At 65.3% G+C, this 24,594-nt stretch carries 23 protein-coding genes and 2 pseudogenes; 16 read left to right on the forward strand and 9 right to left on the reverse strand.

Features of this window, described 5'->3' with window-relative positions; all coding sequences use genetic code 11:
* A pseudogene (locus tag AB0F41_RS00985) lies at positions 1-154 on the reverse strand (hypothetical protein); the annotation flags it as partial.
* Between the two features lie 50 nt (positions 155-204).
* Here AB0F41_RS00985 and AB0F41_RS00990 point away from each other — a divergent pair.
* Entirely contained in the window at positions 205-825 is a 621-nt protein-coding gene (locus AB0F41_RS00990; RefSeq protein WP_357420611.1) for a TetR-like C-terminal domain-containing protein, read from the forward strand.
* A 110-nt stretch (positions 826-935) separates the two neighbouring features.
* On the opposite strand, the gene AB0F41_RS00995 is transcribed toward AB0F41_RS00990, so the two are convergent.
* Together AB0F41_RS00995 and AB0F41_RS01000 are read right to left on the reverse strand one after the other, a co-directional pair.
* Entirely contained in the window at positions 936-1,841 is a 906-nt protein-coding gene (locus AB0F41_RS00995; RefSeq protein WP_357420612.1) for an NADP-dependent oxidoreductase, read from the reverse strand.
* The gene (locus AB0F41_RS01000; protein WP_357420614.1) at positions 1,838-2,551 is read right to left on the reverse strand and encodes a TetR/AcrR family transcriptional regulator; all 714 of its coding nucleotides are present in this window, start codon (positions 2,549-2,551) and stop codon (positions 1,838-1,840) included. The genes AB0F41_RS00995 and AB0F41_RS01000 overlap by 4 nt, the downstream gene beginning before the upstream one ends.
* A gap of 68 nt (positions 2,552-2,619) precedes the next feature.
* Here AB0F41_RS01000 and AB0F41_RS01005 point away from each other — a divergent pair, with 68 nt between their 5' ends.
* Positions 2,620-3,453 carry a TauD/TfdA family dioxygenase gene (locus AB0F41_RS01005; protein WP_357420616.1) on the forward strand — a complete coding sequence of 278 codons (834 nt, stop codon included), beginning with the start codon at positions 2,620-2,622 and terminating at the stop codon, positions 3,451-3,453.
* 233 nt (positions 3,454-3,686) lie between these two features.
* Here the strand turns inward: AB0F41_RS01005 and AB0F41_RS01010 are convergent, their stop codons facing one another.
* Positions 3,687-4,961: a cytochrome P450 gene (locus tag AB0F41_RS01010; protein ID WP_357420617.1), complete on the reverse strand. Its 1,275-nt coding sequence runs from the start codon at positions 4,959-4,961 to the stop codon at positions 3,687-3,689.
* A gap of 129 nt (positions 4,962-5,090) precedes the next feature.
* Complete coding sequence (locus AB0F41_RS01015; RefSeq protein ID WP_357420973.1) at positions 5,091-5,681, reverse strand: TetR family transcriptional regulator; 591 nt, start codon at positions 5,679-5,681, stop codon at positions 5,091-5,093.
* A gap of 183 nt (positions 5,682-5,864) precedes the next feature.
* Here AB0F41_RS01015 and AB0F41_RS01020 point away from each other — a divergent pair, with 183 nt between their 5' ends.
* The 7 genes from AB0F41_RS01020 (at position 5,865) to AB0F41_RS01050 (ending at position 13,670) form a co-directional block, all read left to right on the forward strand.
* A complete protein-coding gene (locus AB0F41_RS01020; RefSeq protein ID WP_357420974.1) occupies positions 5,865-6,695 on the forward strand; it encodes a mycofactocin-coupled SDR family oxidoreductase in 831 nt (276 codons plus the stop codon).
* A gap of 8 nt (positions 6,696-6,703) precedes the next feature.
* Positions 6,704-7,525 carry a mycofactocin-coupled SDR family oxidoreductase gene (locus AB0F41_RS01025; RefSeq protein ID WP_357420618.1) on the forward strand — a complete coding sequence of 274 codons (822 nt, stop codon included), beginning with the start codon at positions 6,704-6,706 and terminating at the stop codon, positions 7,523-7,525.
* An 11-nt stretch (positions 7,526-7,536) separates the two neighbouring features.
* Complete coding sequence (locus AB0F41_RS01030) at positions 7,537-8,370, forward strand: carboxymuconolactone decarboxylase family protein (protein ID WP_357420620.1); 834 nt, start codon at positions 7,537-7,539, stop codon at positions 8,368-8,370.
* A gap of 8 nt (positions 8,371-8,378) precedes the next feature.
* The gene (locus AB0F41_RS01035; protein ID WP_357420622.1) at positions 8,379-9,857 is read left to right on the forward strand and encodes an aldehyde dehydrogenase family protein; all 1,479 of its coding nucleotides are present in this window, start codon (positions 8,379-8,381) and stop codon (positions 9,855-9,857) included.
* A gap of 90 nt (positions 9,858-9,947) precedes the next feature.
* Positions 9,948-11,228: a cytochrome P450 gene (locus AB0F41_RS01040; RefSeq protein WP_357420623.1), complete on the forward strand. Its 1,281-nt coding sequence runs from the start codon at positions 9,948-9,950 to the stop codon at positions 11,226-11,228.
* Positions 11,229-11,295: 67 nt separating this feature from the next.
* Positions 11,296-12,660: an ABC transporter substrate-binding protein gene (locus tag AB0F41_RS01045; protein ID WP_357420625.1), complete on the forward strand. Its 1,365-nt coding sequence runs from the start codon at positions 11,296-11,298 to the stop codon at positions 12,658-12,660.
* Between the two features lie 191 nt (positions 12,661-12,851).
* A complete protein-coding gene (locus tag AB0F41_RS01050) occupies positions 12,852-13,670 on the forward strand; it encodes a mycofactocin-coupled SDR family oxidoreductase (protein WP_280399796.1) in 819 nt (272 codons plus the stop codon).
* Between the two features lie 156 nt (positions 13,671-13,826).
* Here AB0F41_RS01050 and AB0F41_RS01055 read toward each other — a convergent pair whose 3' ends face one another.
* The gene (locus tag AB0F41_RS01055; RefSeq protein WP_357420627.1) at positions 13,827-14,453 is read right to left on the reverse strand and encodes a TetR/AcrR family transcriptional regulator; all 627 of its coding nucleotides are present in this window, start codon (positions 14,451-14,453) and stop codon (positions 13,827-13,829) included.
* 167 nt (positions 14,454-14,620) lie between these two features.
* Between AB0F41_RS01055 and AB0F41_RS01060 the strand changes: the two genes are divergently transcribed.
* From AB0F41_RS01060 to AB0F41_RS01075, 4 genes are all read left to right on the forward strand, one after another.
* Positions 14,621-15,442 carry an SDR family oxidoreductase gene (locus AB0F41_RS01060; RefSeq protein WP_357420629.1) on the forward strand — a complete coding sequence of 274 codons (822 nt, stop codon included), beginning with the start codon at positions 14,621-14,623 and terminating at the stop codon, positions 15,440-15,442.
* A gap of 871 nt (positions 15,443-16,313) precedes the next feature.
* Positions 16,314-16,760 carry an Rrf2 family transcriptional regulator gene (locus AB0F41_RS01065; RefSeq protein WP_357420631.1) on the forward strand — a complete coding sequence of 149 codons (447 nt, stop codon included), beginning with the start codon at positions 16,314-16,316 and terminating at the stop codon, positions 16,758-16,760.
* Positions 16,761-16,847: 87 nt separating this feature from the next.
* Entirely contained in the window at positions 16,848-18,305 is a 1,458-nt protein-coding gene (locus tag AB0F41_RS01070) for an MFS transporter (RefSeq protein WP_357420633.1), read from the forward strand.
* On the forward strand, positions 18,232-18,843 hold the full coding sequence (locus tag AB0F41_RS01075; protein ID WP_357420975.1) for an SDR family NAD(P)-dependent oxidoreductase: 612 nt from the start codon (positions 18,232-18,234) through the stop codon (positions 18,841-18,843). Before AB0F41_RS01070 ends, AB0F41_RS01075 begins: the two co-directional genes overlap by 74 nt.
* Positions 18,844-18,939: 96 nt before the next feature.
* Here the strand turns inward: AB0F41_RS01075 and AB0F41_RS01080 are convergent, their stop codons facing one another.
* Positions 18,940-19,743 (reverse strand): hypothetical protein, encoded by an 804-nt coding sequence (locus AB0F41_RS01080; RefSeq protein ID WP_357420634.1) that lies wholly within the window; start codon positions 19,741-19,743, stop codon positions 18,940-18,942.
* A gap of 53 nt (positions 19,744-19,796) precedes the next feature.
* On the reverse strand, positions 19,797-20,237 hold the full coding sequence (locus tag AB0F41_RS01085; RefSeq protein WP_357420635.1) for a hypothetical protein: 441 nt from the start codon (positions 20,235-20,237) through the stop codon (positions 19,797-19,799).
* Between the two features lie 645 nt (positions 20,238-20,882).
* On the opposite strand from AB0F41_RS01085, the gene AB0F41_RS01090 reads away from it, so the two are divergent.
* A complete protein-coding gene (locus AB0F41_RS01090) occupies positions 20,883-21,338 on the forward strand; it encodes a hypothetical protein (RefSeq protein ID WP_357420637.1) in 456 nt (151 codons plus the stop codon).
* Positions 21,339-21,535: 197 nt separating this feature from the next.
* Here the strand turns inward: AB0F41_RS01090 and AB0F41_RS01095 are convergent, their stop codons facing one another.
* The gene (locus AB0F41_RS01095) at positions 21,536-22,861 is read right to left on the reverse strand and encodes an NtaA/DmoA family FMN-dependent monooxygenase (RefSeq protein WP_357420639.1); all 1,326 of its coding nucleotides are present in this window, start codon (positions 22,859-22,861) and stop codon (positions 21,536-21,538) included.
* A 153-nt stretch (positions 22,862-23,014) separates the two neighbouring features.
* On the opposite strand from AB0F41_RS01095, the gene AB0F41_RS01100 reads away from it, so the two are divergent.
* Both AB0F41_RS01100 and AB0F41_RS01105 read left to right on the forward strand, forming a co-directional pair.
* The gene (locus tag AB0F41_RS01100) at positions 23,015-23,635 is read left to right on the forward strand and encodes a helix-turn-helix domain-containing protein (RefSeq protein WP_357420640.1); all 621 of its coding nucleotides are present in this window, start codon (positions 23,015-23,017) and stop codon (positions 23,633-23,635) included.
* A gap of 53 nt (positions 23,636-23,688) precedes the next feature.
* A pseudogene (locus AB0F41_RS01105) lies at positions 23,689-24,399 on the forward strand (NAD(P)-binding domain-containing protein); the annotation flags it as partial.
* Positions 24,400-24,594 lie beyond the last annotated feature (195 nt).

The following is a 24,594-nucleotide window of genomic DNA, read 5'->3' on the forward strand; positions in this document are numbered from 1 at the left end:
GGTAGCCGATTCCGGTCAGTGCCATGAAGCGGCCGTCCCGATCGAGCACGTTGAAGTACGAACGATCGTAGAAATTCCGGTCGGAGCCGGCGGGCCAGGTGAGGGGCGCGGGCGTCTGATGAATCGGATACTCGTCGAGTGGGCTCAGGTTCACACGCTCTCCCTCAAATATGATGCGCACCGTATTGGAATTAGGGTGGGATCATGACAGCAGAAGGCCGCAAAGAAGGCAAGGGGTCTGCGCCATCCACGCCGGGGCGACCGCGCGACGGCAGGATCGACGCCGCGATCATCGCGGCCACCCGGGAATTGATTCTGCAGACGGGCTACCCCGCGCTGTCGTTGTCGGCGATCGCCGCGCGAGCCGGAACGACCACGGCCGCCATCTACCGACGCTGGTCGGGCAAAGCACAGCTCGTCCACGAGGCCGTGTTGTCCGCCGAAACGATTCCCACGCCGGACGGTTCCGGCGATCTCCGCGAGGACATCCGGGCATTGGTCGAGACGGTCCGCGCGATGTTCGACAGACCGGAGGTGCGGCTGGCACTACCGGGGCTGATCGCCGACACCGTCGCCTCCCCCGAAGTGCACAGCATGATGATCGCCCGCTTGGCCGGCAATCTCACCGCTTTCGAATCCCGCTACGGCCAGGAGCGCCGCGACGACGACCAGTTGCCCATGCTCGCCGAGGTCGTGGCGGGCACCGCGATCTTCCGCATTCTTATCCGTCACGACGCCGCCCTCGACGACACCTGGGTGAACGAGATGACCGAGATGATCACCGACCGCTGGCCCCCGGGGCAGGCATCCGGCGGGACGTCCTAGCCGCCCCGGCCGAGGTCGCCGCCGCGGTGCCCTACCTCGCTGACCCGGTCAACCGCTCCTCCGTCGGGACCGATATCACCTCCGGCGCGCAGCCGCCATCCGAACCAGCGTCAAGACCACGGAGTGAGTACGAGTTTTCCGCGTACTCGTCCGGATTCACTCAACCGATGACTTTCCCGTACCTCGTTCATCGGCAGTACGCGGTCGACATGGACTCGCACCTGCCCCCGAGCGACTGCTGACCCGATTTCCGTCAGCATGGCAGGCGATGGCTTCCCGGTGACCATCCGGTAGCGCGGATCACCATGGGCGTCGGATTCCTGCACCGTGATGTAGCGACCGCTGTCTCGCAGCACACGCAGCGATCGCCTGCCGTATTCACCACCGACCAGGTCCAGCACAACGTCGACCCGGTCGATCGCCTCGGTGAAGTCGGTTGTGGTGTAGTCGACCACCACGGCCGCGCCGATACTGCGCACGAACCGATGGTTGCCGGCCCGTGCGGTGCCGATGACGTGCGCGCCGCGGCGTTCGGCGAACTGGACGGCGAAATGCCCGACCCCACCGGCGGCGGCGTGCACGAGAACGGTCTCGCCGGGCTTCGGGTCCGCCGCTTCCAGAGCCTGCCAGGCGGTGAGTGCGGCGGTGGGCACGGCAGCAGCTGTCAGGTGGTCCAAGCCCGGCGGGTGGGGTACCAGCAGGTCGGCGCGCGCAGTCACGAACTCGCTGTAGGTTCCGGTGCGGCTGTGAATCATTCCGAAAACGTTGTCGCCCGGGCCTGTTCCGGTGACGTCGGCTCCGGCTTCGACAACCGTCCCGGAGACGTCGAAGCCGAGAGTGAAGGGTGGGTCACCGAGGAATTTCACCCGGCCTGCCCGGAGTTTGCAGTCGACCGGGTTCACCGCGGTGGCGCCGAGCCGGAGAAGGACTTCCCCCCGTCCGGGAACCGGCAGTGGAGCCTGGGCAGTCTCCAGGACTTCGGGGCCACCGAAACGCCGCTGGCTGACAATCCTCATCGCTGTTCCTGCGCTTTCGGTTCCACCTGGTCCAGGTACTTCTCGATCAGGTCCACGACTTCCACGTGCCCGGTGAAGGTGCCGAGAGACTCCTCGAGATGGATCATTCGCGGGATCGCCGACATCAGGAAGACGATTGCCGACGCCGCAACGTCGTGGCCGTCGAAGCGATACTGCCGCAGCGCGGGCTCGAGCGCGGCCAGCAATGCCTTGCGCAGGCGTTCGCCGCCGGCGCCGAGCGCGGGTGCGATGGACTTGCGATGCCTGGCCAGGGCCATGAACTCGAGCAACAATGCCGTGCCCACCGGGTCACTGGCGTATGCCCACAACGCCCGTAACGGCTGCTCGGATTCCACTGCCCGCCCCAGCCGTTCGACGAGCCGGTCCGTTCCGGTTTCCAGTACGGCTTCGAACAGCTGGTCCATGAGTGGAAAGTGGTACTGGACGAGTCCGGGCGTGACCCCCGCTTCGGTTGCCACGCTGCGATAGGTGACCGCGGCATATCCCTGCGCGAGCAACAGCCTCCTGGTCGCCGAGATGAGCTCGGCCCGGGTTCCCGCACTTCGCGAGCCGACGCCACGCGCAGCGGGCGCGGAGTTCGTGCGCTCGACGCCGAGCTCGGTGCCGCCGCGACCGGCCACGGCCCCCGCTGATGCTCGCCCGGATACGCGCCGCCGCCGTCCGGCTCCTTCCATCGGTTCACTCTCCATGAACGGAAATAATACTCTCACAATTGAGATATTGTCTTCTTATACGTATCACCAATAAAGGAGCAGAGATGAGCGCCACGGTGAATCCCCTCCCCTCGTTCGGCGTCGAGATCATCGGAGCCCACGGGAGCGACCTGACCGGCCGAGCGGCGGCCGCGGAGTGCCAGGCCGCCTTGGACCGGTACGGGGTCGTGATCTACCGCGATCTCGACATCACCGATGACGACCTTGTAGCCCTGACCCGGGCGCTGGGCCGGCCGGTAGCCGCCCGCACCGGAGAGCACCGCCTCTCCGAGATCGAAACCATCACGCTGGACCCGGCGAAGACTGCCGCCACCCTGGCGTCGTATCGGCGCGGTAATTTCCTCTGGCATATCGACGGCGCCACCGGCCACACTCCGCAACGAGCGACCCTGCTCACCGCACGTGAGGTCGACGAGGCCGGGGGCGACACCGAATTCGCCGATACTTATCTGGCGTACGACGCGCTGCCGGACGAGGAAAAAGCCCGGCTGGAGGGGTTGCAGGTGATCCACAGTTTTGCTGCGGCCCAGGCCCGCGCCAATCCTTCCGCCACCGAGCAGGAGCGGCAGGCGTGGGACCGGGTCCCCACCAGAACCCATCCACTGGTCTGGACCCGGCGAAACGGACGTCGGTCATTGCTCGTGGGAGCGACCGCGGGCGAGGTGATCGGGATGGCACCCGAGGAAAGCCGCACGCTGCTCGACCGTTTGCTCGACTGGTCGACGCGACCGGAGTCGGTTTTGCATCATCGCTGGAGAAAGGGCGATCTGGTGATCTGGGACAACACGGGAATGCTGCATCGCGCAATGCCGTTCGAACCGACCTCACGGCGACTGATGCACCGCACCACGCTCGCGGGCGAGGAACTGGTGGCCTGACCCGACGGTGGGCGAGGTTCTCGGAAGAGATGCCCCGGCCCGTACGGAACCGGGTCACTCGCAAGGTCGTCGACACGCTGCCCGCCGCGGACCGTGATCAGAATGGTTTCATTCGAAAAGACCGCGCCGCGTGGGTAATCGGGCGGATCGATGATCCGCGGATGCCGACGTGAACGCGAGGTGCGGCAGGCCGCCGACAGCGCGCCCACTCTTTCTCTCGTGGAAGCGTCTGCCTATGAGTTGAAGGTGATGTTGAGTTCTCGTAGCCCGCGGAGCAGGAAGGTGGGTTCGTAGGAATAGTTGCGGTCGGTCGCGGGGCCGTGGACGGTGTCGTCGATGGCGATATCGGTGACGCGGTCGAGTAGGCGGTTCAGCGTGACCTGCCCCTCGATTCGTGCCAGTGGCGCACCCGCGCAGGTGTGGATGCCGCGGCCGAAGGCGATGTGTTCGCGGGCGTTGCGACGGTCGAGCCGGAATTCGTCGGGGTCCTCGAACTTACGCGGGTCACGGTTGGCCGCGGTGATGCACAACATGACCACGGTCCCTGCGGGGATGTCGACGCCGCCGAGGGTGGTGCGCCTACGCGCGAGCCGGAAGTCGACCTTGGTCGGGCTCTCGGTGCGCAGTGATTCCTCGATGAACGGGCCGACGAGGCTGCGGTCCTCGCGGAGGATCCGCTGATACTCGGGCTTCTCGCCCAGTATCCGTACCGCCGCGCTGAGCAACTTGGTGACTGTCTCCTGCCCGGCCGCGAACAAGAACGTGGCCGGCCGCACCAGTTCGATCACCGACGGTTCGGACCCGTCGGGGTACATCGTGGTGGCCAGAACGCTGAGGATATCGCTGCGGGGATTTGCGCGCCGATCGGTGATGTACGCACTGAATGTGTCGTCGAGCCACTCCAGCGGATTGGTGCCGGGCGCATCGTGGTACATCGCCCCCTCGATACTGCCCGGTGTCGTTTGACCGGCCAGTCTGGCTCGGAACTCGTCGCGGTCACCATCGGGTACGCCCAGCAGGTCGGCGATGACCAGCGTGGCGAACGGCTTGGCGTACTGCCCCAGGAATTCGCAACGGCCGTCGGCGAGGAATTCGTCGAGCTGGCGATCTGCCTGATCCCACATGAATTCCTCGTTCTCCTTCAGCCGCTTGGGTGTCAGGAGCCGGTTCAGTAGTCCCCGGGTGCGGGTGTGATCCGGGGGGTCCATGGTCACCATGTGCTCGGAGATCCGGAATCGGTGCCGGTGAGCCTCGATCTGGGCGCCGATATCGTCGCCTTCCGGCTGGAACGGCAGCGGTGGAAACGGCCCGCTGACCGAGACGGCGGCCGAGAAGTCGTCCTGGTTTCGGAAGACCTCGACAGCTTCGCGGTACCCGGTCACCGTCACGACTCCGTAGTGCGGCTCACGGAATACCGGGTTCCGCCTCCGCAGGTGATCCAGGTACTCGTAGGGGTCCTGCGCTATGGCCGGGTCGGAGAAGTAGTCGACGGATGCCAGGTCGCTCATGTGCTCATCAGCCTTTCGTGGTGATGGATGGAGCCATAATGGGCGAGAATCACACTCTCGCCCAGAGTAGAATGACACTCTCGCAAATGGGCGAGAACCCTGGAATCGGCGACTGCCGATCGGCGCGCATCACGAGTGCGACCGAGGCGGCCGGGCGGCCTCGTATCCGGTGGTCATCCAATACACGGCGCGGTCGACCGCGGGCACGATGGCTGTCACGTCGATCTCACCACCGGCGACTCGTCCCAGAAGCCCGTATACCAGGCTGGTCAGGATGGCATCCAGGTCCTGGATGAATTCGGGGTCGATATCGGCCAATGCTGTCATCGCGGCCGGAACGACGGCCTCGAGCCCGTGGTTGATCAGCGTTTCGCCGCCCGCCGCGGCGCGTGCGCGGAAGTATGCGACGAGCAGGCCGGGGTGGCGCTCCCAGGGTTCGAAGATCGGTCGGAGTACGCGCATGAGGGCGGTATGGAGTGGCTCGCCCGGATGGGCCGTGTAGCTCGACAGCTCGGCGTAGCGGTTCTCCCGCATCCACCAGTCCAAAGCGGCGAGGATGAGTTCGTCGCGGGTGCCGTGCAGTTTGTAGATCTTGGTGAGCGACACCCGGGCACGCCGGGCAACCTCGCGCATCTGTATCGCGTCGTATCCGTCGGTTTCGAGCATGGAGACGACGGCCTCGCGAATGCGTTGTTCGCCCTGGCCGAGTACAGACTCCATGATGACGTCGCGCTGTTCGGTCAATTCGTCCGATTCCTTCCCTCTCCACTGCGGAACTGCTATTCTCGCAACGTGGTAATCAGATTACCACAGCTCAACCGCAGTTTTCTTTCCACATACTGCCGCGCCCCTCGTGGGTCAACCGAGGTGACGCGGATCTGCTCAGCACCGAAGCGAGGATCGATGGGTTCGCTAGATGGCAAAGTCGCCTTCATCACCGGAGTGGCACGGGGGCAGGGCCGAAGTCATGCCGTCCGGCTGGCTGCGGAGGGAGCGGACATCATCGGCGTGGATATCTGCGCCGATATCGCGTCCAACAGTTATCCCATGGCGAGCCGGGAAGAGCTCGAGGAGACGGTTGCGCTCGTCGAGGCGAAAGGCCGCCGGATGCTCGGGTCGGTGGCCGATGTGCGCGACTTCCCCCGGCTCCGCGAGGCCCTGGATGCCGGCGTTGCCGAGTTCGGCCGCCTGGATATCGTCTGCGCGAACGCGGGCATCGCACCGCTGTCGCTGGAAGAGGTTCCCATCGAGACCGAACTCGAGCAGTGGGCCGATGTGGTCGGCGTGAATCTCTCCGGCGCGTTCCACACCGCCCGTGCGGCGGTTCCGCATCTCATCGCCGGCGGCCGGGGCGGCTGCATCGTGTTCACCAGTTCCACGGCGGGCCTGGTCGGTATGGGTGGGCTGGACGGTGGCGGGCTCGGTTACGCGGCGTCCAAGCACGGCATCGTGGGAATCATGCGATGTCTGGCGAATAACCTTGCGGCCCACAGTATTCGCGTCAATACAGTTCATCCGACGGCGGTCAATACCATGATGGCTGTCAATCCCCAGATGATGGAATGGGCCGCCGACAATCCTGATGGTGGCCCGCATCTGATGAACCCGATGCCGGTGGCGATGTTGGAGCCACAGGACATCAGCGCGGCCATCGCATTCCTCGCCTCCGACGAGGCCAAGTACATCACCGGCGTGGCCATGCCCGTCGACGCCGGCTTCTGCAACAAGTTGTGAGGAATGCGATGACCGAGAGTTCACGACCGCCGGGCAGGGTCGCCGGTAAGCGTGTGCTGATCACCGGCGCCGCACGCGGGATGGGCCGCAGCCATGCGGTGCGGCTGGCGGAGGAAGGCGCCGACCTCGTTCTGATAGATATCTGCCGGTCGCTGCCCGAACTCGAGTATCCACTGGCGACGCCGGAAGATCTCGCCGAAACCGCGCGGCTGGTCGAAAAGCACGGTCGCCGCGTCATCACCGCGGTGGTCGATATACGCGACGCGCAAGAGCTGTCGACGGCGGTGGACGGGGCGGTGGCGCAACTCGGCGGGTTGGACGCGGCGGTTTCCAATGCCGGTGTGCTGACCGCCGGGACATGGGATACGACCACCGCCGAGCAGTGGCGGACAGTGGTCGATATCAATCTGATCGGGACGTGGAATACCTGCGCCTCCGCACTTCCGCATCTTGTCGATCGCGGTGGCAGCATTGTCAACATCAGTTCCGCGGCGGGGCTGAAAGGCACGCCGTTGCATCTCCCGTACACGGCCTCCAAACACGGTGTGGTCGGGATGAGTCGCGCGCTGGCCAATGAGCTGGCCGCGCAGAACGTCAGGGTCAACACCGTGCACCCGACCGGTGTGGCGACAGGTATGTCCCCGGAGTCGTTGTTCGGTCTGCTCTCCGAGAAGCGTCCGGATCTGGCACCGCTGTTCGGTAACGCGCTGCCGGTGGTGATGACCGAAACCATCGATATCAGTAACGCCGTGCTGTACCTGATTTCCGATGAGGCCCGGCACGTGACCGGGATGGAATTCAAGGTCGACGCCGGTGTCACCCTCAGATGAAAGCGAAGGATATGGGAACCATCGATAGCGCAGCGGCGAGTACTGCGCAGCGGTCGGAACGAGGCCGGCGCGAGTTCGCCGAGGTGATGACCTTCGCGCCCCCGGGGGATTCGAGCCCGACGACGTCCCACGGCCTGATCGACTTCGTCTTCGCCGAAGTATGGACCCGGCCGGTGCTGAGCCGCCGGGACCGGCGGTTCGTCACGCTGGCGTGCGTCGCCGATTCCGACGCCGAACAGCCGCTGATCGAACATGTGTATGCGGCGTTGAACAGCGGTGATATCTCCATCACCGAAATGCGCGAGACAGTGCTACATTTCGCCGTTTACGCAGGGTGGCCGAAGGCGTCACGGTTCAATATCTTCGTCGACCAGCAGTGGGAGCGGATCCACCAGGAGCGTGGACTCCCCGTTCCTGCTCCCGAACCCCTGCTGCCACTGGTGACACCGAGCGATCCGGAGGCGCGGCTGGCGCGCGGCGTGGAGTCGTTCAAAGAGGTCAACTGTATGCCCTTCGCCCCGGACCGCGACAATCCGTACCAGGGGGCCGGCATTCTCAATTTCGTCTTCGGCGAGATGTGGCTGCGCCCGGGACTGAGTATGAAAGCGCGCCGGTTGATCACCGTGGCGTGCGTCGGATTCCAGGACGCACCGATTCCTATCCTCTCCCATGTTTATGCCGCCTTGAAGAGCCGTGATGTGTCCTTCGAGGAAATGGACGAGCTGGCACTGCAGTTCGCCGCCTACTCCGGCCTGCCGAAGGCGACACACCTCAGTCAGGTGATCGACGAGCAGAAGGCCCGCGTCCTGAACGAGTGGCGTGCCGAAGACGCGCCGACTTCCTAGGAGCACCGATGGCCCCCATCACTGACAATCTCGATCCTTCTGCTGTCGAACTGCCGGGTTCGCTGTTGATCGGCGGCGACCGGATCGATCGGAGTTCCGGCGGCACCCATGCACACATCTTCCCGGGGACCGGCCGCCCGAACGGAACCGTCCAGCTCGCCGGCGCCGCCGAGATCGACCTCGCTGTCGAGTCGAGCCGGAACGCCCAGCGCGAATGGATATCGTTAACCGCGGACCGTCGTCGCGACCTGCTGATCGATCTCGCCGATGCCGTGCACGAACATCTGGCCGAGTTCTCCCGGCTGAATGTGCAGGACTACGCCGTACCGATCTCGCTGGCGATCAACACCCTGCTGCTCGAACGCTTCCTGCGCCACTTCGCCGGGTATGTCGACAAACCGCACGGACTCAGCACCCCCGCGGCCGAATCGTTCGACCTCAACCTGATCGAACGGGAACCCTACGGCGTCGTCGGCGTCATCGCCCCCTGGAACGGTGCGATGGTCGTGGCCGCATCGTGTGTGGCGCCCGCACTGGCGGCCGGCAACGCCGTCGTCTTCAAACCCTCGCCGGTCGCGCCGTTCGCGGCATTGCGGTTCGGTGAGTTGTGCACTGAGGTAGGGCTCCCGCCGGGGCTGGTGAACGTGGTGCCCGCCGGGCCCGAAGGCGGTGCGGCGCTCGTCCGGCACAGCGGAATCGGCAAGATCCACTTCACGGGCGGCGGGACGACCGCGCGCAAAATACTGGCGACTGCCGCGGAGAATCTCGTGCCGGTGGTGGCCGAGCTCGGCGGCAAGTCCGCCAATATCGTATTCGAGGACGCGGATCTCGATGCCGCCGCGCAGTTGTCGGCCTATCAGGGGCCCATCGTCCAATCCGGTCAGAGCTGTGCCTGCGCCAGCCGCGTACTGGTCCACGAATCCGTCTACGACGCATTTCTGGAGCGGTTCGTCGCCACCGTCGAATCCGCGCGGGTCGGCGATCCCTTCGACCCGACGGTGGTATTCGGCCCGGTGGTGAGTGCGTCGGAGGCCGACCGCATCCTCGGAGTGATCGACCGAGCCGTTTCCGTCGGCGCCGGCGAACTACTCACCGGCGGAAAACGAATGGGCGGTGAGCTGGCCGAAGGCTATTTCATCGAGCCGACGGTGTTCGCCGATGTCGACAACCGGTCGGACCTGGCGCGAGCCGAAACCTTCGGACCCGTGGTATCGGTGATGAGATTCACCGACGAGGCGGAAGCGATCCGGATCGCAAACGACAGCCCCTATGGCCTGAATGCATTTATCCAGACCACGAATCTGACCCGGGCGCATCGTGTCTCACGACTTCTGCAGGCCGGTTCCGTCTGGATCAACCAGCTCAGCGATATCTCGCCGCAGGGCCCCTACGGCGGCTACAAACACAGCGGTTTCGGGCGCACCGGTGGTCTCGAGGGCCTCTACGAGTTTCTGCAAGTGAAGAACATTCGGATCGGGATGGGCTGAGCCCGGCCCAGCCGGCTCGACACCCTACCCACCACCGCGGCGTGCAAGGCGGTCGTCCGATGCTCGCCGCCCTTGTCACGAAAGGCTGACATGACCGATCTGGCGTCTGTCGATTACTTCTCCGATGCACTGGTCGCTCAGGACCCCTACGAATATCTGGCGTACCTGCGTAGCCGGAACCCGGTGTTCCGTGAACCCCACTACGGGGTCGTTGCGGTCACCGGTTACCAGGAAGCCAACGAGGCGTTCCGCAATACCGATGCCTTCTCCGCCTGCGTGGCTATCGGCGGTCCGTTCCCGCCACTTCCGTTCCAACCCGCCGGCGACGACATCGGCGCGCAGATCGATGAGCACCGGCACCAGTTTCCGATCTTCGAGCACATGGTCACCATGGACCCCCCGGAACACACACGTACTCGCACCTTGCTGAGCCGACTGCTCACGCCGAAGCGGCTCAAGGAGAACGAAGAGTACATGTGGCGGTTGGCGGATAGGCAGTTCGACGAGATCGCCACCAGGGACCGATGCGAACTTCTCGACGACTACGCGAAGCCGTTCGCCACCCTCGTCATCGCCGACCTGCTCGGCGTTCCGGATGCCGACCGAGACAAGTTCCGGGCCCGGCTGGCCGGCCACAAAGACCCCGGCACCAGGGTTGGGGCGCTGGACCATGAACCGGTGGGTACCAATCCGCTGGAGTGGCTGGAAGAAACCTTCGGCGAGTACATCACCGATCGCCGGGCCACACCACGCGAGGACATCCTGGGCGTACTCGCGGCCACGACCTACCCTGACGGATCGGTTCCCGAGGTGATCGATATCGTGCGCCCGGCCACCTTCCTTTTCGCGGCAGGCCAGGAGACCGTCACCAAACTGCTCAGCTCGGCCGTCCGCGTGCTCGCCGAGCGGCCGGAGCTCCAGCAGCTCGTACGCGCGGACCGTAGTCTGGTCGGTCCGCTCATCGAGGAATCGCTCCGTTTCGAAAGCCCTACCAAGGTGGACTTCCGGCTTGCTCGCAAGAGCACGCAACTCGGGGGCGTCGATATCCCCGCCGGCACGGTGGTGATGTTGTGTATCGGCGCAGCCAACCGGGACCCACGCAAATTCGAGAATCCGGATGAATTCCGGGTCGATCGCCGTAACGCCCGCGAGCACATCGCCTTCGGACGTGGCATCCACACCTGCGCCGGTGCACCGCTGGCCCGCACCGAGGGCCAGGTCACCGTCAATCGGATGCTCGACCGTTTCCGCGATATCGCCATCGACGACAGCATGCACGGCACACCGGAGCAGCGCAGCTATCGCTATGAACCGACATTCCTCCTGCGGGGACTGCGGGAATTGCACATCACCTACACACAGGCGAAATGAACAGGCTCGACCGAGCCGAAGACATGGTCGGCAACTGGTCAACGAGGTCCAGTTGAGGAGGAACACCTTGAAACCACGACGAATTGCCGTAGCCCTCTTGGCGATGGCCTTGGTTACCGCCGGATGTAGCGGGCGCGGCTCCGGCCGGGAAGCGAGCCCGAATGACGTCGAAACCGGAGACTTCGGTGATCTGTCGAGTGTCTGTCACGACGGGTCGGCGACCGGCGCTCCGGCCCGAGGGGTGACGGCCGAGGAGATCAAGGTCGGCGTCTTCAGCGATGTGGGATTCACCAAACAACCGGAATTCGTGGACGCGGCAAAGGCGTTCACGTCGTGGTGTAACGCGGCCGGTGGTATCAACGGCCGGAAACTGGTGTTCGAAGTCCGCGATACGAAACTCATGGAGGTCCGGCAACGGATGCTCGACTCCTGTCGCGAGGACTTCGCACTTGTCGGCGGCGGCGCCGCGCTGGACGGCCTCGGCGTCAAGGACCGCCTCTCGTGCTTGCTGCCGGAATTTCCCGCGCAGGTCTCGCAATCGCAGAATCTGCAGTCGGACTTGCAGATCAGCGCCCTGGCGAGCACATACGCACATTACGAGCCCTATTTCGGCTTCCGGAGCTGGCTGCTGAACGAGGCATATCCGGGCTCGGCGGGGGCAATCGGGATCATCAACGGCGATTCACCGGTCACCAAGGTGCTCGGCGACAAGGCCGTCGAGGCGATCCGGGCGGCCGGCGGGACGGTGACCTACAGCGATCTCTACCCCGCCTCCGGAGTCCCGGACTGGACTCCCTACGCGCAGGCGATCAAGAGCAAGGGCGTCAAGGGCCTGGTCTTCTACGGCGACTTCCGGCAGCTGGGCAAGCTGGAGGATGTTCTGACCAGCATGAACTACAAACTCGACTGGATCGACCCGACCAACAACTCCTACAACACACAGTTCCTTCGGGCCGCCGCGCAGTCGCTGAGCTTCCAGAACAATATCGTCGACCTGACCGGCGCGGTGCCGGTCGAAGCCGCGGATGCCTCGCCGGCGATGAAGCAGATGCACGATATGTTCGCAAAGTACGCACCGGACGCGGAACTCGCGCTCGGCTCGGTACGCGCCCTGTCGTCCTGGTTGCTGTTCGCCAAAGCCGCCACCAGGTGCGGTGACCAGCTCACTCGCCGATGCGTCTTCGAGGCGGCCGGCACGGAGACTGCCTGGACCGGGGGCGGATTGCATACCGCCCGCGATCTGTCGGACAAGGACGCGGCACCGCGCTGCTTCAATGTCGTGCAGGCCACCTCGAAAGGGTGGAGGCAGGCCGATTTCGCGCCCGACCAAGGACTGTTCCGCTGCGATGTGGCCCCTTACCGGTACACCGGTGACTACGGTGCCGCGACCACCCTCGCTGATGTCGGCAAAACCATGGCGGATCTCGAATAGGGCGATCGGCGCTTCGCATCGCCGGCCGAATGTGGCCGCAATCCACCCGGTGGCCGGCGGCGCCGCCATGAACTACCCGGCCTCGGCATACCGCATCAGCGGCGCCGCTCGGCTGTTGTCTTCGGCAGATCGTTGCCCGGTCTGCCGATCCCTGTCCGAAAACTGTTCGTCATATGCACAAGGAGATAAGTATGGGAAAGCTGGACGGCAAGGTCGCTTTCATCACCGGCGCCGCTCGTGGCCAGGGCCGCAGTCACGCGATCCGGCTGGCGCAGGAGGGCGCTGATGTCATAGCGCTGGATATCTGCGCCCAACTTGGTTCGGTGCACTATTCGATGGGAACCGCCGACGAACTGGCACAGACCGTCGAGGAGGTCGAGAAGCAGGGGCGCCGGATCGTGGCCCGGCAGGCGGACGTCCGCGATGTCGCCGCGTTGCGCCAGGTCTTCGAGGAGGGTGTCGCCGAGCTCGGGCCGGTCGATATCGTCCTGGCCAACGCGGGGATCGGAGCCGGCGGTGCGGTGGTGGCGGAGGAACAGGAGTGGGAGGAGGTGGTCGCGGTGAACCTGACCGGCGTGTGGAACACCGGTCGCGTGGCGATCCCGTCCATGATCGAGCGGGGTAAGGGTGGATCGATCGTGCTCACCAGCTCCACCGGCGGCCTCATCGGTGTCGGCATTCCGACGGCGGGATTCCTCGGTTATACCGCGGCCAAGCACGGGGTCGTCGGGCTCATGCGGTCCTGGGCGAACTACCTCGCGCCGCACAGTATCCGGGTGAACAGTGTCGCCCCGACCGCGGTCCGCACACCCATGGCCGGTGACGGCAACTTGGAGGCGATCATGGAACGCAACCCCGCGCTGGCCCATGCACTGTCCAACGCGATGCCGGTGGATCTCGTGGAGCCGCTCGATGTCTCCAATGCCATCGCATGGCTGGTCTCCGACGATGCCCGCTATGTCTCGGGCTCCGTCATCCCGGTCGACGCCGGTCAGTTGAACAAGAGATAGTCCGGTAGGCCTCCACCCGGACGCGAGACAAGGCTCGACATCGATATCCGCGGATTCGTCATCGAGCAGGACGACGCCGGCCGGTACGCGGTGCACGCTGTCCGGCGCCGATCTACCGACCCGGCACGGCAGCCTCCCGCCCCGGCGGGCGTGGACTCACTCGTCGGAGTCCTGCTCCGGGTCCGTGATGACCAACGTCATGACAACCTCCAGCAGTCCGAGAGTCTCGCGTGACGGGTCGAGCAGGGATTGGATCCGCAGGCCGTCCATCAGTGCGAGTACCAGGGTCACCTTCTCGTCCGCCGACAGGTATGGGCTGTCTCGCGAGGTGGGAAGTTGGCTACCACTGAATCTGGTTCGCATCCGCTCGCGTCGGCCGGCGAAGAACTCGTGGGCGGGATGTGCGGGGTCGGTTGCCGCGATAGTCAGCGCCATCCAATTGCGCTGATAGTCGGGATCGTCGAATTCGTCGCGCAGAACTTCGCTCAAGATACGCTGCCTGCTCGCTCCGGCCTCGATGATCCGCGTCGCCAGCGCCTCCTCATCTGCTTCACGCTGGGCGAGCGCCGCCAAGAGCAGCTCGTCCTTGCCCGAAAAGTGGCGAAGCAACGCCGCATGGGTCACCTGTGCCCGCCCGGCGATGTCCCGCAGTGACGCTCGCTCGTAGCCGTGCTGAGCGAAGCTCTCCAGCGCGGCGCGGACGATCTGCGCACGGCGGGCGGGAGTCGACGCGTTCGGGCCTCGGCGCCGTCTTCTCGGTTCGGCATTTTCGGGAGAGGTCACGGACGTCCTTTGATCGGATGCTCGGCGCGAGGTGCGCACGGTCTTTCGAATGCCCGAGTGTAGTTATTGTAAAAAGTTACCATGGTGGTTACCGTTTAAAGGTGCACGATCGTGCGCGGGTAGTCCTGAACGCCGCTTCCCTTGACCGGCCAGAGCAAAGGAGATGCATGTCCATCCCTGAGGTATCGAACAAATCCCTCGCCGAGCTCGTCTCCCTCCGGGGCCGGCGGGCGGTCGTCACCGGGGGCGGCCGTGGACTGGGCAAGGCAATCGCCCTCCGGCTGGCCGAAGCCGGTGCCGACGTGCTGATCGGCGATCTCGACGAAAGCCTGGCATCGGCGGCCGCCGCCGAGATAGGCGAACGCTTCGGGGTGCGGACGCTCGGCGTCGTCATGGACGTCACCGACGCGGACTCCGTCACGTCGGCGGCCGACCACGCGGTGGCCGATCTCGGTAGCCTGGACATCTGGGTGAACAACGCCGGCGTCTTTCCCAGCGTCTCCGTCTTCGAGATGAGTGAGGCGACCTGGGACCAGGTATTCGCGGTGAATGCCCGGGGCGTGTTCCTCGGCGCCCGCGAGGCGGCTCGCCACATGGCCGCCGCCGGCTCCGGCGGTGTGATCGTCAACATCATCTCCACCGCCGGCTTCCGCGGCAGCGCACCGGGCCTCGCTGCCTATGTCGGATCGAAACACGCCGCCCGCGGCATCACTCGTGAGTTATCTCTGGAACTCGCCCCACTGGGCATCCGCGTCCTCGGGGTGGCACCGAGCTATGTCCCGACGGAAGGCAATATGATCGCCGCGGCAGCTGCCACCCCGAGCGGCGGCGATGCCGACGCCCCGCCCACCCCGCTCATGTTCACCGCTCCCGTCGGCCGTCTCGGCGTCCCCGACGATATCGCCCGCGTCGCTCTCTTCTGCGCATCCGACCTGTCGGCGTTCATGACCGGCAGCACCTTGCTGGCCGATGGCGGCAGCACGGCGTAAACGTGATTCGGGGGACGGGCAGCTCACGAACTTCAGCGCGCACTCGCCATTCCCATAAAAAGCAATGCGGGGAGGGCGATTCTCTCCCTCGGATCACAAACGGAGGGAAGCGCCTTCCCCGGGCTTCAACTGGACACGGTCGCCCCTTGTACCTGGCCCAGAATGGCAGTCTCGGCAAGATCATACGAAGTGCCGGGCAATACCTGTCCGGAATGCCCTCGGACCCGGTGGCGATCACCGGTGATGCCGGGAAAGTAGATCCCCTCCCGGCGACTCGGCGCTTCGATCGAGGATCCCGGAGAGCTGCCGGAGCAGGAGTGCACTTCGACCCCTTGCAGGCAATGTTGCTGTCGGCGCGGAACCGATGGCTGCCGAACGATCACCACACCCGCCACCTGTCGCGAGCGGGATATGGCGTCCGGCAACTACAAGCCGTCTCAATTGGAAGAGAGCCCGGGCGGAAGGTCAAGCGATGACCAGTGATACGAGGTTGCCGATCGGTCGCCACCACGTCCACCCCTCTCGACTGGGCACCAAGTCCCCGTCCGAGCCGCACTGCGCACCCCGGGAAGGCCGCTTCGCCAGCACTCTGTTGCCACGAGGATGCTCCATAGAGCGGTACCGCTGTGATTACCAGCACAGCTGTTCCATCGGCGCCTCGTGACACCCACCGATGACCCCACCGGCCGGCAGTCGGCTCACAGCTAGATCCGTCCCCGAAGGCGGAGAGCACGGGCGGTCACGGTGCACATCTCGAAACACGGTGGAGGACAGCGATACCGTCGATCGTCGTTGACCCCGGCCCTCAACTGAAACTATTCTGATTGCAGTTCGGCAGATGCGGCAGCAGTGCGGCCACCGAGGAGGCGGAGTGGGACTCAGCAGCAGAAGCGCGGTCGCGACCCACGCGTTGACAATGCTGGCGCGCTGGGACGATCGCACGCTCACCTCCGCGGAAATCGCCGAGAGTCTCGCGAGCAATCCGGTGTTGGTGCGCCGCATCCTCGGCAGCCTGCGCGAAGCTGGTCTCGTCGAGTCCACCGAGGGGCGCGGCGGCGGCTGGGTTCTCGCTCGCGCCGCGCACACGATCACTCTGTGCGACGCATTCGCCGCGGTCGAGCGCAGGCCGATTCTGTCGGGACACGCCCATCCGGCCAGCGACGCATGCGAGGTGGGCCGCCATATGCAGGCGCTCCTCGAAAAGGAATTCCAGGACGCCGAGGCGGCCATCGAGAAACAACTCGGCCGCACGACAATCGCGCACCTGGTCCGGCAAGTGCTCGCCAAAGAGCGCGAACTCGCAACACAACAGCACTGATCGAGCCACGGCGGAGGGCACCCTCCGCCTTTCTCATACCTCAACTGCAACTGCATTGGTATCAGTAAATATGGGGAGGAAACATTGATGACGGCAACGTCGACCACCTCTGTTCGCAGTTCTTCGTCGATACCGTTGTTGGCGGTGCTGATGACGTCGATGCTCGCGACGGTCATCGCAGCCGACATGGTCAATCTCGTGCTGCCCTCGATGGGCGAACAATTCGGAGCATCCGAGGCCCAGTTGGCCTGGGTCGTCACCGGTTACCTGTTGGTGTTCTCGATCGGCATTCCGTTCTACGGACGTATCTCCGACAGGGTGAGTCTGCGGCGCCTGTTCTGCTCCGCCCTGCTGATCTACGCCGCCGGCAGTCTGGTCTGCGCACTCGCCCCGGATCTGCCGGTCCTGGTGATCGGCCGGATCGTCATGGGCGGCGGTGCCGCGGCACTACCCGTGCTGTCGATCATCGCGGTCACGAGGTTGATGCCGGAATCCAAGCGCGGAATGGGCATCGGCGTCGTTTCCGCCGCCTCGGGCATCGGCACCGCGGCCGGCCCGGCCATCGGCGGCGGAATCGGCCAGTGGCTCGGATGGCCTGCGCTCTTCTGGCTCATGTTCCTGCTCGCGCTCGTTCTCCTTCCAGCGGCGTGGCGGATGCTGCCCGGCGACACACCGGCGGGCGCGAACCGTTTCGACATCATCGGTGGTGTCCTACTGGGCGTCGGCGCGGGCCTGGCCCTGTTCGGCATGACCCAGGCCCAGGCCGCCGGAATCGGCGCGCCCACCACCTGGGGCAGCCTCCTCGTCGCCGTCGTTGCGCTGGGGTTGTTCGCCCGGCGCACGGTGAAGGTGGCACATCCGTTCGTCCCGCCCGCACTCTTCGCCAACCGGACCTACCGATCCGCGGTCGTCGTCGCGTTCTTGGCCATGGTGGTCAATCTGGGCGGTCTGGTCTTCGTTCCGCTCCTGGTCATCGACGTCAACGATCTCGATCCCGGCCAAGGGGCCCTCGTCATGATTCCCGCCGGGATCGCGGTCGCGGCGTTCTCACCACTGATCGGCCGGTTTACCGATCGCATCGGCACCGGCGCGCTGGCACTGACCGGCCTGGCGGTGATGGGCCTGTCCGCACTGTTCCTGTCGATATCCGCCGGATCCACGTCTGTTGTCCCGGCCGGCGCGGGAGCACTCGGCCTGTGTGTCGGTTTCGTGCTCGTCATCACCCCCCTCATCAACGCTTCCGCGGGCGTACTGCCTCCCGACCAGGTCGGTGTCGGCCTGGGGATCCTCCAGGGAGCCCAATTCCTCGGGGCCGGCGCGGGTCCGGCCCTGTTCGGCGTACTGCTCACAGCACGCCAGCACAGCGATAGTGCGGCCATCAACCCGCTGCACTTCAGCGATCAGGGCGCGGCATTCTCCGACACCTTCCTGGCCATGGTCCTGATCATCATTCCGGCAACGATCGTGGCCTATCGGATGCACTCCGCGACGACACGATCGCGCGAGACCACAACACCTTCGCAGCACACCGCGCAGCAGCTGTGAGCATCGGGCAGAGGAGGACGGCTCGAGAACCAGGGTTGTATCGGGTGGCACCGCGGGCATCGGTCGAGAGCTGGCAGCGAGCTACCTCGACCGGGGCGACCGCGTGGTCATCATCGGCCGCGATGCCGCGAAGGGCCGCCGCTTCCTCGAGGAAGCAGACCGGATGGGGTCGGGGGCGAATGCCTTCTTCATCGAGGCGGACCTCGGCCTGGTCTCGGAAAACCTGCGAGTTGTCGAGGAGATCAGGAATCGGTTCCCGGCTCTGGACACACTCGTACTGTGTGCGAGATTCTTCCGCAGCTACCGAAGAGTGACCTCCGAAGGTTTCGAGCACAATTTTGCGCTGCACCATCTCAGCCGCTACCTGCTCGGATACGGCCTGGTCGGTCAATCGGCGTCACACCGGGGAACATACGATGGGACGACCTGGAGATGGAGAAGGATACGACGGCTGGTCGGCCATGTTCCACAGCGGCAAATTGAACGATCTTCTCGGGGTCTCGTTCGCCGCTCCTGTGGATCCTCAGACTCGAACTGATCCAACACTTCGAACCGGCCGCCACCGACGCAGGACTGAATACAGGCCCAGCGCTAGAATCTGCCCTCACAAAGTGGATCGAGCGCTCGTAGCGGGTCAGCGCCGGAACAACCGCCACCAAGGGCGACCGCCGTTGCGGATCGGATCGGCCAATGTGGGTCCGTCCGTCGGCTCGCTGATCTCTCCCAGCCGGTGGCGATCGGGCCATGCCCCGGCAGCGGTTTCCCTGATCGAGCCTTCGCCGACAATGCGGGTCGCGATCGTCCACACCGCCGGCGCATCGATCAGACCGGACTCGTCCAGCTCACGGCATGCCCTGGCTGCCGCGTCGATATCCGGATGCAGTGACAGGTGCACCACCGCACCCGTGCTCGACGTCACGACCAGCACACCGACCGCCACGGTCGCGCTGTCGCGAGCTATGCGCGCCCAGATGTCCAGGGTTTTTCCGGGTTCGGCTCCGAGGTGGTCAGCGACCTCCGTGGTGGAGGTGGTCAGCCCCAGCCTGATACAACGGCGTGCGATGTCCTGCTCCTGCACACCGAACCGCTCCACCAGCGAGGCCATACTCGCGGGCGGTGACTGCGCCCAGGCCAAGATCAACTGCTCGTCGGTGGCTTGATCCCAGAACGGATAGCCCTTGGCGGCATGTGCCTCGCGGGCCAGGGCCTGGCCGTCGAAACTCGGGTCGGTAACCATCTTCCGCAGTTTGCGTATCGCGACGGCACCGGTATAACCGTCCAGCAACACGAACCGCGCGCGTGCCCGCACCGCCCCCGGTGATCGGCCGAGTTGGTTGGCGATCTCCTGATCGGTTGCGGTTGTCGCCAGCGCGGCGAAGAACTCCTGGTAGTCCTCGCCCGTCCACAGACTGCCTCGACGGGTCTCACGCTCATCCATCGCCGTCATGACTACAAGGCCTCTCGGGTGCGGCAGGTGAGTCTCGTGTTCATCTAGCGCTCCCGCTCGTATCCGCGGGACCCTCGCCCGCGAAAGATGGCGGTCCCGGTCAGGCCCTCGAATGGGTGCCCCGGAATGCTGCGGGAGGTTCCCCGGTCCAGAGCTTCGAGCTCGCGCTCGGCCTCAGCGAGTTCGTGGTCGAGCGTGTCCAGTCGTTCCGCGCGTTCTGCCACGTGACGTTCTCGATCCTCGGCGGCCGCGGCCACGTCACGGTCGATCGTTGTCCGATACACGGCACTGCGGACCTTGGTCAGCGTCTCATTGCGCAGCTTCATCAGCGCGAGCCGCTCGTCGGCGGAATACAGGCCCTGCCGTTTCCCGAACTCGCTGACCAGTGTCTTGGTGTGCTCGTGCAGATCAATCGCGGCCGGCCATGTCCGGGTATTTCTGGCGTCCTCGATCGCATCGAGAAACAGATCCTCGAGAGTGGTCATCCCCGTCGCCTCCGCACCCCAGCCGACAACTTGTCTAGACCGATGATAGATCAGGTTGCTATGACCCCGCACCGAAACCGATACGCGCAGAACAGACTTGCCGCACCGGGCGCATCAGAAGATACTGCGACAGGCCTACAAGACGCGGCGCTCTCAGGGTATGAAGCCAGGACACCCCTTCTCGAAACCTTAGCCTCGATCCACCGATGAAGTTGCGGCGAGGGCCGCGCAGGAACCCGCGCGGCTCGACCAAGCGCAGCTGCGGGTCGACTCTCCGCTCGGCCGCCAGGGCCGAGGCCCAGGGATGGATGGAAAGCGATTCCGTAACCCGACGGCAGGTGGGAGATCGTGGGGCGGCCTCACCGGCGCACACCCACCTCTTTGTAGGCGAGAGTAGCGGCGTCCCCCACGGACGCCGACATCGGGCCCGGCGATCGCCATGGTGGTTCGAAACCGGTGGGTTCGGCGCCAAGGAAACCTTTCCTATTTGGACGAATTGTGTCAGTATATTCGAGATCGCATCGTCCGACCACGATGCGTCGCACAACGGGGCGGCTCGCTCCTTGATATTCGACCGTGCCGCATATGGGGCCGCGTCACTGTCCCCTCACACCTAAGGCCGACCCGGCTTCTCCAGGGAAACTCATGAATTCACAAATCCGACACCGCAACTATTCACGACATGCCGGGACATCGACGTCGCCGAACCAGCCGCAGCGGAAGCGAGCGGAGGAAACAGGCTCGAATGAGACCACGTGCTCGTACTGGGTCCGTTCATCCTTCAGCCAACTGAGGTTCCTCCGCTCCGTACTATCGGTCGATCCGGAAGCGGCGCGAATAGTCGAATACGCTATCGGCTGGGCTCCCTTCGGCGGTGCCGACTGCGAAGAACTTATCGTCGCGTTCGGCGTCGATCGCCGTCGCTTCCTCGAAAAGCTCGACGAAGCGCTGCAGCCCCGCCGAGCCGACCGACACCAAGCAGCTTGGCTGAAGCGCACGCTACTGAACGCGTTGATGTCGGCGTGGCGAGCAGGACCCAAGACGCAGGACGGCACCGGTTCGACGCCGTCCGCACCCCGGCATCACCTCATCGAAGGGTGAAACACAGGTGCCGATCCCGCGGTTCGCATACCATTGCGCAATACGCTCGGCGACACTCTGCTCACGCGCGGTCGAGATCGCCACGCCTGCTTGCCATGCGGACACCTGCACCCGGGACCGCTCCACAAGCCGACCGGTCATCGCGCGCGCCGATCTCCGGCGCATGAGGGAGCGACCGAGATGACCTGCAATCGCGGTCACCGCGTGACGCGCGGATCGACTCCGTATTGGGTCGGGGCGCCCAGATGTCCGCGCAGGGTGGCGCCGTCGTATTCGCGGTGGAACAGCCCGCGATCCTGGAGGATCGGCACGACACCGTCGACGAAGGCGTCGACCCCGTCCTCGTATATGTCCGGCGAGACCCAGAAGCCGTCGACAGCGTCTGCCTCGAACCATTTCTGCATGTGGTCGGCGGCTTCGGCGGCCGGGCCGACGATGACTGGGTGGTAGTCGATGACACCGTGCGCGAGAACGTCGCGGAGGGTCCAGCCTTCACGCGCGATCTTCAGTGCGTGGACCGAGCGCGGGTCGCCCGGTGACGGCCGGGCCGCGGACAATTGCTCCGGGGATAGTGGGCGGTCGAGCCGTGCGGGGTCGAGCCGCAGGCCGAGCATCCGTCCGAGGTAGGACGCGCGCTGCGGGAATGTTCGGCCGCTCAACGTGCTGCGGCGATCAAGGCCTTCCCGCCTGTCGTTTGCGATGGTCGTCATCAGGCCGGCGAAGAACTTGATTTCGTCCGGGTTGCGCCCGGCGCGTTCGGCGGCGAGGCGGAACGCGGCACGCTGGGCACGCGCGTCGTCGATCGTGAAGGCCGCTCCGATGACGGCGCTGGCCCAGCGGCCGGCGAACTCGAGGGCGTTCGCGCTTCCTCCGGCGTGGAAGACGACGGGTTGCCCCTGTTCGGAGGGTGGAATGTGCAGCGGCCCGCGCGAGGCGACGAACTCGCCGCCCAAATTTATCGGGGCGATTTTCTCGGCGTCCGCGAAGCGGCCCGTCACCTTGTCGTGCACCCATGCGGTCTCTCCCCAGCTGCCCCACAGAGCCTGCACCAACTGGACCGTCTCGTGCGCTCTCCCGTAGCGTTCGGGGCTGGACGGCAGTCGTTTGCCGTAATTGGCCGCGACGTCCTCGCCGCTGGACGTGACGGCGTTCCAGCCCGTCCGACCATGACTCATGACATCGAGTGCTTTGAACTGTCGCGCGAGGTTGAACGGCTCGTTGAAGGTGGTCGAGCCGGTGGCGACGAGGCCGATCCGGCTCGTCTCGCGCGCAACGGCTGCCAGCGTAACCATGACATCGAGATTGAAGTTGGGCGGCTCGTTCTCGATATCACCGACATGACTGGGGCCGTCGGGCAGGAACAGGAACTGGAGCTTTCCACGCTCGGCTGCTCGGGCATGCCGAACTTTCGCGTCGAAGCTCGTATAGCTCGTGGGATCCACCGCCGGGGCACGCCAGGCGCCGGGCAGGTTGCCGTACCCGTTGCCCAGATGCATGCCGATGATCATCTGCCTGTCCATCATGTCCTCTTTCCGTACGCAATCCGGGCTGTTGGTCGCTGTCGGCTGCGCGCTGAGTGTGGGTTGTCCCCGCCCAGGACATAAGAGGAGGTAGTCTCCACTTATACTGGAAGCCTACGGAGACACTCTCCGTTTAGTCAACTTGAGGTGACCGCCATGCCTGAGAGCGCGACGAGCGGGGCTCGTGCCCCGCGGGCCGATGCCCAACGCAACCGAGATCACATCCTCGCTATCGCCGAGCGGTGCTTCTCCGAGCACGGCATCAACGGTTCGCTCGACGCGATCGCGAAACAGGCCGGCGTCGGCGCAGGGACCTTGTACCGGCACTTCCCGAACCGGGAAACGCTGCTCGCCGCGTTACTCGCCGCGCGCGACGAGGCGCTCGTATCCCGGCGCGATGAACTCCGCACCCGGTCGGCCGACGCCGCCGACGCACTCGAGGGCTGGCTCGACGCGCTCACCGAGTGGGCCGGCGCATTCGACGGGCTGCCGGAGCCCCTGCGCGCGGCGATGAAGAGCCCTTCTCCGCTGGCCGTGACATGCCAGGGATTCATTACGACAACCGAGGAGTTCTTGCACGCCGCCCAGCGCGAGGGGAGTGCCCGCAGCGGGATCCGGGCCCGCGATCTCTTCCTGGCCGCTCTGGCCGCGACCTGGGCACGGGGTGCGGCCATGGCTGACGACGCGTCTGCCGCGGCCCTGGCCGGTCTCCTCAGAAGCGGGTGGGAGTCGACCACACGCACGACCCACCCAACAGACATCACCGACAACAGATAGCCGGGAAGTCACGCCTCGTGCCGGCCTGAACACTCGTCAACAGCAAGGAGAGCACCATGAAGCGCATTGGAATCATCGGTAGCGGATCGATCGGAGCGGCAGTCGCACGGCTCGCCGTCGCCGCCGACTACGACGTCCTCATCGCGAACTCGCGGGGACCGGAGTCGCTCACGGACTTGATCGACGAACTCGGCTCCCGGGCCCAGGCCGGCGAGGTCCGCACGGCAGCGGAGTTCGGTGACATCCCGGTCCTGGCAGTGCCGCTGGCCGCGTACCCGAAACTGCCCGTCGACGCCTTCACCGGGAGGACGGTCCTTTCCACCGGGAACTACTATCCTCATCGCGATGGCCGCATCGAGCAGCTGGACTCCCTGGAGAGCGCGACGGCCGAGTACGAGCAGTCGCTACTCCCGGGCACGGTGATCGTCAAGGCGTTCAACAACATTCTCTTCCACCACATCCCGAACCTGGCTCACTCCTCCCCGCGTACCGCGCTGCCGATCGCCGGGAACGACAGCGAGGCGAAGGCGCGGGTCTCCACGATCGTGAACACGCTCGGTTTCGACACCGTCGACGCGGGAACGCTCGCCGAATCCTGGAGGTTCGAACCGGAGTCCGGGGCGTACACCCCGATCTACGCCGCCGACGAGGACAGGTTCGCCGCGGACTACCTCGCCGATCCCGGAGCCCCCGTTCCGGCCGACCGCCTGCGCGAGCTACTTGCCGCCTCGCATCGTCCCGACGTCGCGGCGCGACAGTTCTGACGGCAGCGTTCCAGGCGGCGCCACGATCATCTCGAGCGGCGGCTCACATTCGCCACGGCTCAGGCGGGGAGCCGTGGCACCGGAACGGCACGGCATTCGACGCCAACAAAGCCGTATAACGCGCCAAACGGCTCCCGATATCGGGTGATGGCGCAGGATGCAAACGTACTGGCGGGACTTCCGATGCCTGCCGGA

The organism is Nocardia sp. NPDC024068, from assembly GCF_040638875.1.
In the GTDB taxonomy this organism is placed as follows: domain Bacteria; phylum Actinomycetota; class Actinomycetes; order Mycobacteriales; family Mycobacteriaceae; genus Nocardia.

Excerpts from the sequence above, each read along its gene's own strand:
- AB0F41_RS01020 (WP_357420974.1), top strand. The coding sequence starts at position 5,865 with ATGGGTTCGCTAGATGGCAAAGTCGCCTTCATCACCGGAGTGGCACGG.
- AB0F41_RS00995 (WP_357420612.1), bottom strand. The coding sequence starts at position 1,841 with ATGAGGATTGTCAGCCAGCGGCGTTTCGGTGGCCCCGAAGTCCTGGAG.
- AB0F41_RS01015 (WP_357420973.1), bottom strand. The coding sequence starts at position 5,681 with ATGGAGTCTGTACTCGGCCAGGGCGAACAACGCATTCGCGAGGCCGTC.
- AB0F41_RS01080 (WP_357420634.1), bottom strand. The coding sequence starts at position 19,743 with ATGGATGAGCGTGAGACCCGTCGAGGCAGTCTGTGGACGGGCGAGGAC.
- AB0F41_RS01000 (WP_357420614.1), bottom strand. The coding sequence starts at position 2,551 with ATGGAGAGTGAACCGATGGAAGGAGCCGGACGGCGGCGGCGCGTATCC.
- AB0F41_RS01050 (WP_280399796.1), top strand. The coding sequence starts at position 12,852 with ATGGGAAAGCTGGACGGCAAGGTCGCTTTCATCACCGGCGCCGCTCGT.
- AB0F41_RS01095 (WP_357420639.1), bottom strand. The coding sequence starts at position 22,861 with ATGATGGACAGGCAGATGATCATCGGCATGCATCTGGGCAACGGGTAC.
- AB0F41_RS01100 (WP_357420640.1), top strand. The coding sequence starts at position 23,015 with ATGCCTGAGAGCGCGACGAGCGGGGCTCGTGCCCCGCGGGCCGATGCC.
- AB0F41_RS01025 (WP_357420618.1), top strand. The coding sequence starts at position 6,704 with ATGACCGAGAGTTCACGACCGCCGGGCAGGGTCGCCGGTAAGCGTGTG.
- AB0F41_RS01010 (WP_357420617.1), bottom strand. The coding sequence starts at position 4,961 with ATGAGCGACCTGGCATCCGTCGACTACTTCTCCGACCCGGCCATAGCG.
- AB0F41_RS00990 (WP_357420611.1), top strand. The coding sequence starts at position 205 with ATGACAGCAGAAGGCCGCAAAGAAGGCAAGGGGTCTGCGCCATCCACG.
- AB0F41_RS01060 (WP_357420629.1), top strand. The coding sequence starts at position 14,621 with ATGTCCATCCCTGAGGTATCGAACAAATCCCTCGCCGAGCTCGTCTCC.
- AB0F41_RS01005 (WP_357420616.1), top strand. The coding sequence starts at position 2,620 with ATGAGCGCCACGGTGAATCCCCTCCCCTCGTTCGGCGTCGAGATCATC.
- AB0F41_RS01085 (WP_357420635.1), bottom strand. The coding sequence starts at position 20,237 with ATGACCACTCTCGAGGATCTGTTTCTCGATGCGATCGAGGACGCCAGA.
- AB0F41_RS01040 (WP_357420623.1), top strand. The coding sequence starts at position 9,948 with ATGACCGATCTGGCGTCTGTCGATTACTTCTCCGATGCACTGGTCGCT.
- AB0F41_RS01035 (WP_357420622.1), top strand. The coding sequence starts at position 8,379 with ATGGCCCCCATCACTGACAATCTCGATCCTTCTGCTGTCGAACTGCCG.
- AB0F41_RS01070 (WP_357420633.1), top strand. The coding sequence starts at position 16,848 with ATGACGGCAACGTCGACCACCTCTGTTCGCAGTTCTTCGTCGATACCG.
- AB0F41_RS01030 (WP_357420620.1), top strand. The coding sequence starts at position 7,537 with ATGGGAACCATCGATAGCGCAGCGGCGAGTACTGCGCAGCGGTCGGAA.
- AB0F41_RS01090 (WP_357420637.1), top strand. The coding sequence starts at position 20,883 with ATGAATTCACAAATCCGACACCGCAACTATTCACGACATGCCGGGACA.